The organism is Pseudomonas sp. fls2-241-TYG-175, from assembly GCF_030209155.1.
GTDB lineage: Bacteria > Pseudomonadota > Gammaproteobacteria > Pseudomonadales > Pseudomonadaceae > Aquipseudomonas > Aquipseudomonas viridiflava.
In genome coordinates this window covers 1-8,617 of the sequence record NZ_JARVSO010000045.1, presented here as the reverse complement: position 1 = coordinate 8,617, position 8,617 = coordinate 1, and the positions used below count along the sequence as shown (strand labels likewise).

General features: G+C 63.7%; 1 protein-coding gene. It reads right to left on the bottom strand.

All coding sequences use genetic code 11. The features are described 5' to 3' along the window. Positions 1-8,617: non-ribosomal peptide synthetase (locus QRN20_RS23965; protein ID WP_285361392.1), on the bottom strand; the 8,617-nt coding region annotated here is incomplete at both ends.

Below are 8,617 nucleotides of genomic sequence, written 5' to 3'. Positions count from 1 at the left end.
CTGATCAGGTGATGGGCCAGCGCGTTGGCACGCAGGTTCAGCTCGCCGTAATTCAGACGACGCTCGCCGACCTGTGCCGCAACGCTTTCGGGCGCGCTGGCTGCACGGGCTTCGATAATGGCGTGCACCGTCTGCTCGTTATCCACCGCCACGGCAGTCGCATTGAGCGTTTCCAACAGGTAACGCCGCTCCTGCTCGCCGACCAGAGCAACGCGATCAAGCCGCGTGTGCTCATGAGTCGCCAGCGTTTCAAGGATCTGCACGAAGTAGTTCAGATACCGCTGCGCCGTCGCTTCGTCGAACAGCGCCGTGGCGTAGTCCAGCGAGCCGACCAGGGTTTCGCCCTGCTCGCTCAGGCTCAGCGACAGGTCGAACTTGGACACCTGACTGACCTGTTCGACAGGCGCCACCACCAGACCGCCAAGCGGTACGGCAACGTGCTTACCCGGCATCCAGTTCAGTGTGGTCTGGAACAATGGAGCATGGGCCAGGCTGCGTGTCGGGCGAACCACTTCCACGACCTGCTCGAACGGCAGGTCCTGATGGTCCTGCGCCTCAAGTACACGCGCCTTGACCTGCGCCAGCAGCGCCTCACCGCTCGGACTGCCCGAGGTGTCGATGCGCACGGCCAGGGTGTTGACGAACAGGCCGACCAGGTCTTCCAGTTCGGTACGACCGCGTCCCGCCACCGGGCTGCCGATCACCACTTCGGCCTGACCGGAGAGACGTGTGAGCGTCGTGGCCCAGGCGGCCATCAGTGCCATGTACAACGTGACGCCCTGGCGTTGCGCCAGTTTGCGCAGATCGGCCGCAAGCCTTGTATCCAGCTGCAACGCGAGGCTGGCGCCTGCAAAGTCCTGTTGCGCAGGACGCGGACGGTCGGTCGGCAAGGTGAGCAGTGTCGGCGCGCCTTCCAACACTTGGCGCCAGTAGGCGGCCTGGTGTTGCAGACGCTCACCGGTCAGCCAGCGACGTTGCCACACAGCATAATCGGCGTACTGGATCGCCAGCGGTGGCAGCGGGTCAGGCTGTTCCTGACAGAACGCCGGGTACAGCGCGAGCAGTTCCTGTGTCAGTACGCCCATCGACCAGCCATCAGCGACGATGTGGTGCACGGTCAGCAGCAGCACATGACGCTCATCCGCAACCTGCAGCAGATGGGCGCGGATCAGCGGGCCGTGGGCCAGGTCGAACGGGGCGACTGCCTCGGCACGCAGACACGCCTCCAGGCTCAGGGGAGCGTGACGAATGTCCTCGACCAACAGCCTGGCGTCGGCGGGCGTGGGCACGAACAGCACTTGCGCACTGTCGCCGCTGGCCACGAACCGGCTGCGCAAGGTTTCGTGGCGTTCGACGATACGCGCCAGGGCTCGCGTCAGTGCAGTGACGTCGAGCGCGCCTTCAAGGCTCAGTGCCATCGGGATGTTATAGGCCTCGTTGCCGCCGTCCATCTGTGCCAGGAACCACAGCCGTTGCTGGGCGAAGGACAATGGCATTGGCTGGTCGCGCTTCACCGGCAGAATCGAAGGCAATTCGCTGCGGGCCACGCCAGACAACGCGGCCGCCACAGCGGCCAGCTCACCGAGGGCAAACAACTCACCCAGCGGCAGTTCCACGCCCAGTTGCTGGCGAACCTGAGACACCATGCGCATGGCCAGCAGCGAATGCCCGCCCAGATCGAAGAAATGGTCGTGACGGCCAACTCGCTCGACCTGCAGCACCTCGGCCCAGATCTCGGCCAGTGCCACTTCGAACTCGCCTTCAGGCGCTTCGTAATTCACCCCGAACAATGCCGAACGCTCGGGCTTGGGCAGCGCACGACGATCCAGCTTGCCGTTGGCTGTCAGGGGCAGCGTCTTCAGCTCGATGAACGCCGTCGGCACCATGTAGTCCGGCAGGCTGGCCTGCAAGTGCGCGCGCATCTGTTCCGGGGCAAGCAGCGTGTCTTCTTCATGGCTGGTGTAATAGGCCACGAGCCGCACGTTGCCCGGTTCGTCTTCGCGAGCCAGTACCACGGTTTCGCCAATGCCCGGCAACTGGTGCAGGCAGCTGACGATTTCACCCAACTCGATACGGAAGCCACGGATCTTGACCTGATCGTCGTTGCGTCCCAGGCATTCCAGCTGACCGTCTTCCATCCAGCGACCGAGGTCGCCGGTGCGGTACATCATGGCGCCTGGTTCATCGCTGAACGGGTCGACAAGGAATTTCTCGACGCTCAGCTCCGGGCGATTCAGGTAGCCCAGCGCCACGCCGTCGCCACCGATGTACAGCTCGCCCGTCACCCCTTTGGGCGCCAGACGTTGGTGGGCATCCAGCACATAAATACTCGTGTTGCCGATAGGACGGCCAATCGGCACGCTCTCGTCGCCCTCGCAAATCGCACTCACTTCGCATACAGCGGCAAACGTGGTGGTTTCGGTCGGCCCGTAGCCATTGAACAGGCGCAGGCCCTGCGCCTGGCTCAGCAGCGCCCGATAACTGGCAGGGTCTGCGCGTTCGCCGCCAGAAAGCAGCAGCCTCAGGCCTTGCAGGGCTTGCGGAATCTGTTGCACGTACTGGTTGAACAGCGCCGTGGTAATGAACAGCACGCTGATTCGGGCATCGATCAGCAAGGCGCTGAAGCGAACCGGATCGACCAGCGTTTCATGGTCAACCACACACAGCTGCCCGCCATTGAGCAAGGCACCCCACACTTCCATGGTGCTGGCATCGAACGCCGGGTTGGACGCAAAGGCGATGCGGTCATGTTCGTTGAAATCGGCATAGCCATTGTTCAGCACCAGACGGGCGATACCGCGATGCGGCACACGCACCCCTTTGGGCGCGCCGGTGGAGCCAGAGGTGTACATGACGTAGGCCGCCGTGTCCGAACCCTGCGCCAGCTCCGGGTCATGGCTCGGCAGGCCTTTCAGATCAAGGCTGTCCAGATCGATACGGCGCGTTGCCGCGTTGATGGTCGCCGTGCTGCGAGTCAGCACGCAGACGGCCTGGCAGTCATCCAGCATGTAGCTCTGGCGTTCCGCAGGTGCATTGACATCCAGCGGAACGAAGGTCGCGGCGCATTTGCTCACAGCCAGTTGGCCGATCAGCAGTTCCAGTGAACGCGGAAGGACGATAGCGACATGATCGTCGGGCGCAACGCCCTGTTCGATCAGGTAATGAGCGAGTCGGTTGGCCTGCGCGTTCAGTTCACCGTAGGTCATCGAACGCTGGCCATGCTCGGCGGCCACACGATCAGGATGCCGGGCGGCACGCTGTTCGAACAGACGGTGCACAGGCTGTTTGCGTGGGTAATCACGGCGGGTATCGTTGAACACGCTGAGCAGTTCCTGACGCTCGGCAGCAGGCAAAATGGCCAGTTGCGTCATGTCCGTGTCCGGCTGCTGCTCAAGCGCCAGAATCACGTGCGTCAGCGCTTCGTGCAGGTAATCGCAGATCCGTTGCGGTTCGATGCCCGGCGTGGCCTGCGCCGTGAAACTGAAACCTTCGCCCAGATCATCGACGCTCAGGGTCAGTGGATAGTTGCTGCGTTCCTCGGCGTTCAGCACCTCGATACCTTGCCAGGCCTGCACAGTCGCGTTGTCAGCGGCTTTGTGTGCCGCGCTGTGACGGTAGTTGAGCAAGGTGTTGAACAGCGGAGCGCCCGCGGGCAGTGCGCTGCAGCGCTGGGCCAGCGCCAGTTGCGCATGCTCGTGGGCCAGCAGACCGGTCAGCCTGCGGTGAGTGTCGAGCACAGCATCGCGCACCGACTGGCTGCCCAGTTCGATGCGCAGCGGCAAGGTGTTGATGAACACACCCAGCGCCCGTTCCACACCTTCGGTGCCGTGCAGGCGGCCCAGCAGTACCGTGCCGAAGACCACGCTTTCGCGTCCCGACAAGTGCCCGAGCACCTGGGCCCAGGCCAGGTGCATCAGACTGGCGGCGCTGACACCCAGCAGACGCGACTGATCGCGCACCTTGTGGCATAGGGCGTCGTCCAGCACCAGACGTGCCTCGTGGGGAATGTCTTCCTGGGAGGCGAAGGCAAGGCCATACGGCAGCGTCGGCTCATCGATGTCGCCCAGTTGTTCGCGGAAAAACGCTTCGTGGGCGGCATCGTCCGGGCCTTGCAGCACCTGAGCGATGTAGTTGCGGTACGGAACAGGCTCGGCCAGCTGCGCGTGGTCGCCCAGCAGGATGCTTTGCAGCTCCTGGCCCAGTACATCGAGTGCCACATGGTCCATGACCACGTGATGGAAACGCAGCGCCGCAGCGATCAGCCCCGTGGCCGGATCATGAGCGTGTACCAGATGCAGCAGCGGTGCCTGGGTCAGGTCCATGCGCGGAGCGTCGTCCAGATCCTGCAGTTCAACCGCATCCACACGCAGTGTCGCCTTGCGCCACACGACCTGCACCGGAGCTTGCAAGCCTTCCCAGAACAGCGCCGTGCGCAGGATTTCGTGACGCTCGATCACCTGTTGCAACGCGCCGCAGAACGCGTCCAGACGTGTCTCATCAGCAAAGGTGAATCGAGGTTGCAGCAGGTACGGGTCGCTGTCGCCAGCGGCCAGGTGGTGATAAAGGATGCCGGCCTGCAACGGCCCGGCCGGGTAGATGTCCTGCACATTGGCAGCACCGCCAGGCACATGGGCGACGATCCGGTCGATGGCCTCCTGATCCAGCTGCACCAGCGGCAACAGGTCCGGTGTGATGTAACGGCAATCCGCATCGATCCGGTTCGCCGGAATCTGCAGCGCGTTGTCAGTGCCGACTGCGCTGGCCAGCGCAGCCAGGGTTGGCTGGGCGAACAGCACGCGAATGTCGGCGCTCATGCCCAGCTTGCGCATGCGTGCGATCAGCGTGACGGCGAGCAGCGAATGGCCGCCCAGTTCGAAGAAGTGATCCTGACGCCCTACTCGGGCGACGTTCAGCAGCTCGGCCCAGAGTTCGGCGAGAAGTGCTTCGGTTTCGCACAGCGGCGCTTCGTAGTGGCGGCTCAGCACTGCGCTTGCGTCCGGTTCCGGCAGCGCTGCGCGGTCCAGCTTACCGTTGAGGCTCAGAGGTAAGGCCGACAGCGCGACATAGGCGGTCGGCACCATGTAATCCGGCAGTTGCGCCATCACATGAGCGCGCAAGGCTTCGATGCCAGGTGCCGAATGACCTTCGCGACAGCTGAACCAGGCCACCAGACGTTCGCCATGCAGCAGCACAGCCACTTCACGCAGCGCTGGATGGGCGCTAAGACGCGCTTCGATCTCGCCCAGTTCGATGCGCAGGCCATGCAGCTTGACCTGGAAGTCGTTGCGGCCGAGAAATTCCAGTTGGCCATCTGCCCGCTGGCGAACCAGATCGCCGCTGCGATACAGGCGGTCACCGGGTACGAACGGGCTGTCGATGAAGCGTTCGGCCTGCATGTCAGGCAGATTCAGGTAGCCACGGGTGACACCCGCGCCACCAATGTGCAACTGACCCACCACGCCTTGCGGCACCGGCTGGTCATAGTCGTCCAGCACATACAGTCGCGTGTTGCTGATTGCGCGACCGATTGGCAAGGCCGATTCCGGAGCCGGGTCATGAGGCTCCAGGGTCCAGACGCTGCAGTCCACCGTGGCTTCGGTCGGACCATAGACATTGTGCAGACGGACCTGTGGCAGACGCAGGCGGACCTGTGCCGCCATGGCTGCGGTCAGTTCGCCGCCGCCACAGACGATGTCGGTCAGGCTGACGCAACGGGCGCTTTCATCGAGATCGACGAACTGTTGCAGCAACGCGGGCACGAACTGCACCACGCCGACCTGACGGTCCTGAATTTCCTGGACCAGATACGCCGGGTCGCGCTGACCATCGGGACGCGCCAATACCAGACGCATGCCCGCACACAGGGGCCAGAACAGTTCCCAGACCGAGGCATCGAAACTCACCGGCGTCTTGTGCAGCAGCGCACCGTTCGGCACCGGCGGACACAATTGCGAACTCCACTGCACCAGATTGCACAGGCCGCGATGTTCGACCATTACGCCCTTGGGCGCTCCGGTAGAGCCCGAGGTGTAGATCACGTAAGCCAGATGGCCCGCGCCCAACCCCTGAACAACCGGATTCTCTGGCGATTGTGCGTTCCAGGTGCAACTGTCCAGATTGACCTGCGGCAGCGGGCGATCGGCAAAACGCGCCTGCGTCGTGCCATCGACCAGCAGCGCCACGGCTTCGCTGTCGCCGAGCATGTAGGCCAGACGATCCATCGGGTAGCCCGGATCCAGCGGCACATAGGCACCGCCGGCCTTGAGCACAGCCAGCAGGCCGACCACCAGCTGCGGACCACGCTGCAGGCACACCGCGACGCGGCTTTCAGTCTGCACGCCCTGCCCGATCAGATGATGAGCCAGACGATTCGCAGCCTCGTTGAGCTGGCGATAGCTCAGGCAGACACCGGCCGACTCCAGCGCAACGGCATCCGGCGTTCGGGCGACCTGAGCCTCGAACAGTGCCTGCAGAGGCTGATCGAGTTGGAAATCCTGCTCGCTGGCATTGAACTCGACCAACAGACGGCGGCGTTCCTGAGGCCCCAGCAATCCGGCTCTGGCAGGCACGGCGTGCGCGTTGCCGACCATCGTCCATAGCAACTGCTCTAGGTAACCCACATAACGTACAACGGTCGACTCGTCGAACAGTGCCGTGGCGTAATCCACCACACCACCGAACCCTTCATCCGTCTCACCCATGCTCAGGGTCAGATCGAACTTGGCAAAGGTCGGTTGATCAGACAACGGTTGCAGGTGCAGGTCGCCCAGTTGCAGCCCAAGCCCCTGGCTTCCGTCCCAGGCCAGCGAGGCCTGAAACAGCGGGCTGTGGGCCAGACTGCGTGGCGGCCGCAAGCGCTCCACCACCTGCTCGAACGGCAGGTCCTGATGTTCCTGAGCCTGGATCACCTGAGACTTGATGTGCGCCAGCAAGGTGCTGGCGTCGGGCTCGCCGGACGTGTCGATGCGCACGGCAAGGGTGTTGACGAACAGGCCGATCAGTTCTTCGACTTCGCTGCGCCGGCGGTTGGCCACCGGCATGCCGATCACCACCTCGGACTGTCCTGACAAGCGAGCCAGCAGCACGGCCCAGGCGCCCATGAACAGCATGAACGGTGTCACGGCATGAAGCTGGCAGAAGGTTTTCAGGTCATCGCACAGGCGCGGATCAAGACGCACGGCAACGCTCGCCCCCGAGTAGTCCTGACGCGCCGGGCGTGGCCGGTCGGTGGGCAGGGTCAACAGCGCTGGCGCGCCGCTCAGCGCCTGATGCCAATAATCGCTCTGATGGCTCATGCGCTCACCGTCCAGCCAGTCGCGCTGCCACAGTGTGTAATCGGCGTACTGCAAGGCCAGCGGCGGCAGCGGATCGTCCAGCCCCTGACTGAAAGCCCGGTACAGCGCGGTGAGTTCACGGGTGAATACGCCCAGCGACCAACCATCGGCGACGATGTGGTGCAGGGTCAGCAACAGCACGTGCCGGTCTTCGGCCAGGCACAGCAGACGCCCACGAATCGGCAGGTCATCCAGCAGATCGAACGGCTGTGCGGCTTCTTCGCGAACCACACGTTGCAGCGCCTGTTCGTCCTGACCGCGCAGGTCCTGCCAGAGCAGATCGGGGACGACTGACGCCGCTGCGGCCTCAACACGAGCCTCGCCTTCCTGCTGTATGAAACGACTGCGCAGGCTGTCGTGGCGGACCACGATGCGCTCAAGGGCGCGTTTCAGTGCGCGGGTATCCAACTGGCCGTTCAGTTGCAGACCCAGCGGAATGTTGTAGGCACTGTTGGCGTCTTCCATTTGCGCCAGAAACCACAATCGTTGCTGGGCAAAGGACAGCGGCACCGGCCCTTCATGGCGGATGACCTGGATGGCAGGCAGCTCACTGCGCCCGGTGCTGCCCAGGCAGCGCGCAACGGCTGCCAGTGCGCTGTCGGCAAACAGATCGCCCAGTGCAAGCTCCAGCGAGAGGCGCTGACGCACCTGGGACACCATACGCATGGCCAGCAGTGAGTGGCCGCCCAGTTCAAAGAATCGGTCGTGACGCCCTACCCGCTCGACCTGCAGCAATTCGCTCCAGATCGCCGCCAAGGCAATTTCCAGCTCGCCTTGCGGCGCCTGGTATTCGCCGGTGTTCAATGCGTCACGATCCGGTACGGGCAAGGCACGACGGTCGACCTTGCCATTGGCCGTCAAGGGCCAGGCGTCCAGACGGACCAGTGCGCTGGGCACCATATAGCCCGGCAGCGTAGCCAGCAAGGCCGTGCGCAGTTCGCCCACGTTCAAGGTGGCGACGTCTGCCTGTTCGGTGAAGTAACCCACCAGCCTCGGCTGGCCCGGCTCGTCTTCACGGGCAACGATCAAGGCTTCCTCGATGCCCGGCAACTGGCTCAGCTGGGCTTCGATCTCGCCCAGCTCAATGCGCACGCCACGGATCTTCACCTGGTCGTCGTTACGGCCGAGGTATTCCAGCGTGCCATCGGCGTTCCATCGTGCCAGGTCACCGGTGCGGTACATACGTACTTCTGGATTGTTGTGGAACGGATCACGCAGGAATCGCTCTGCGGTCATTTCCGGACGATTCAAGTAGCCGCGCGCCACGCTGTCACCGGCGACAT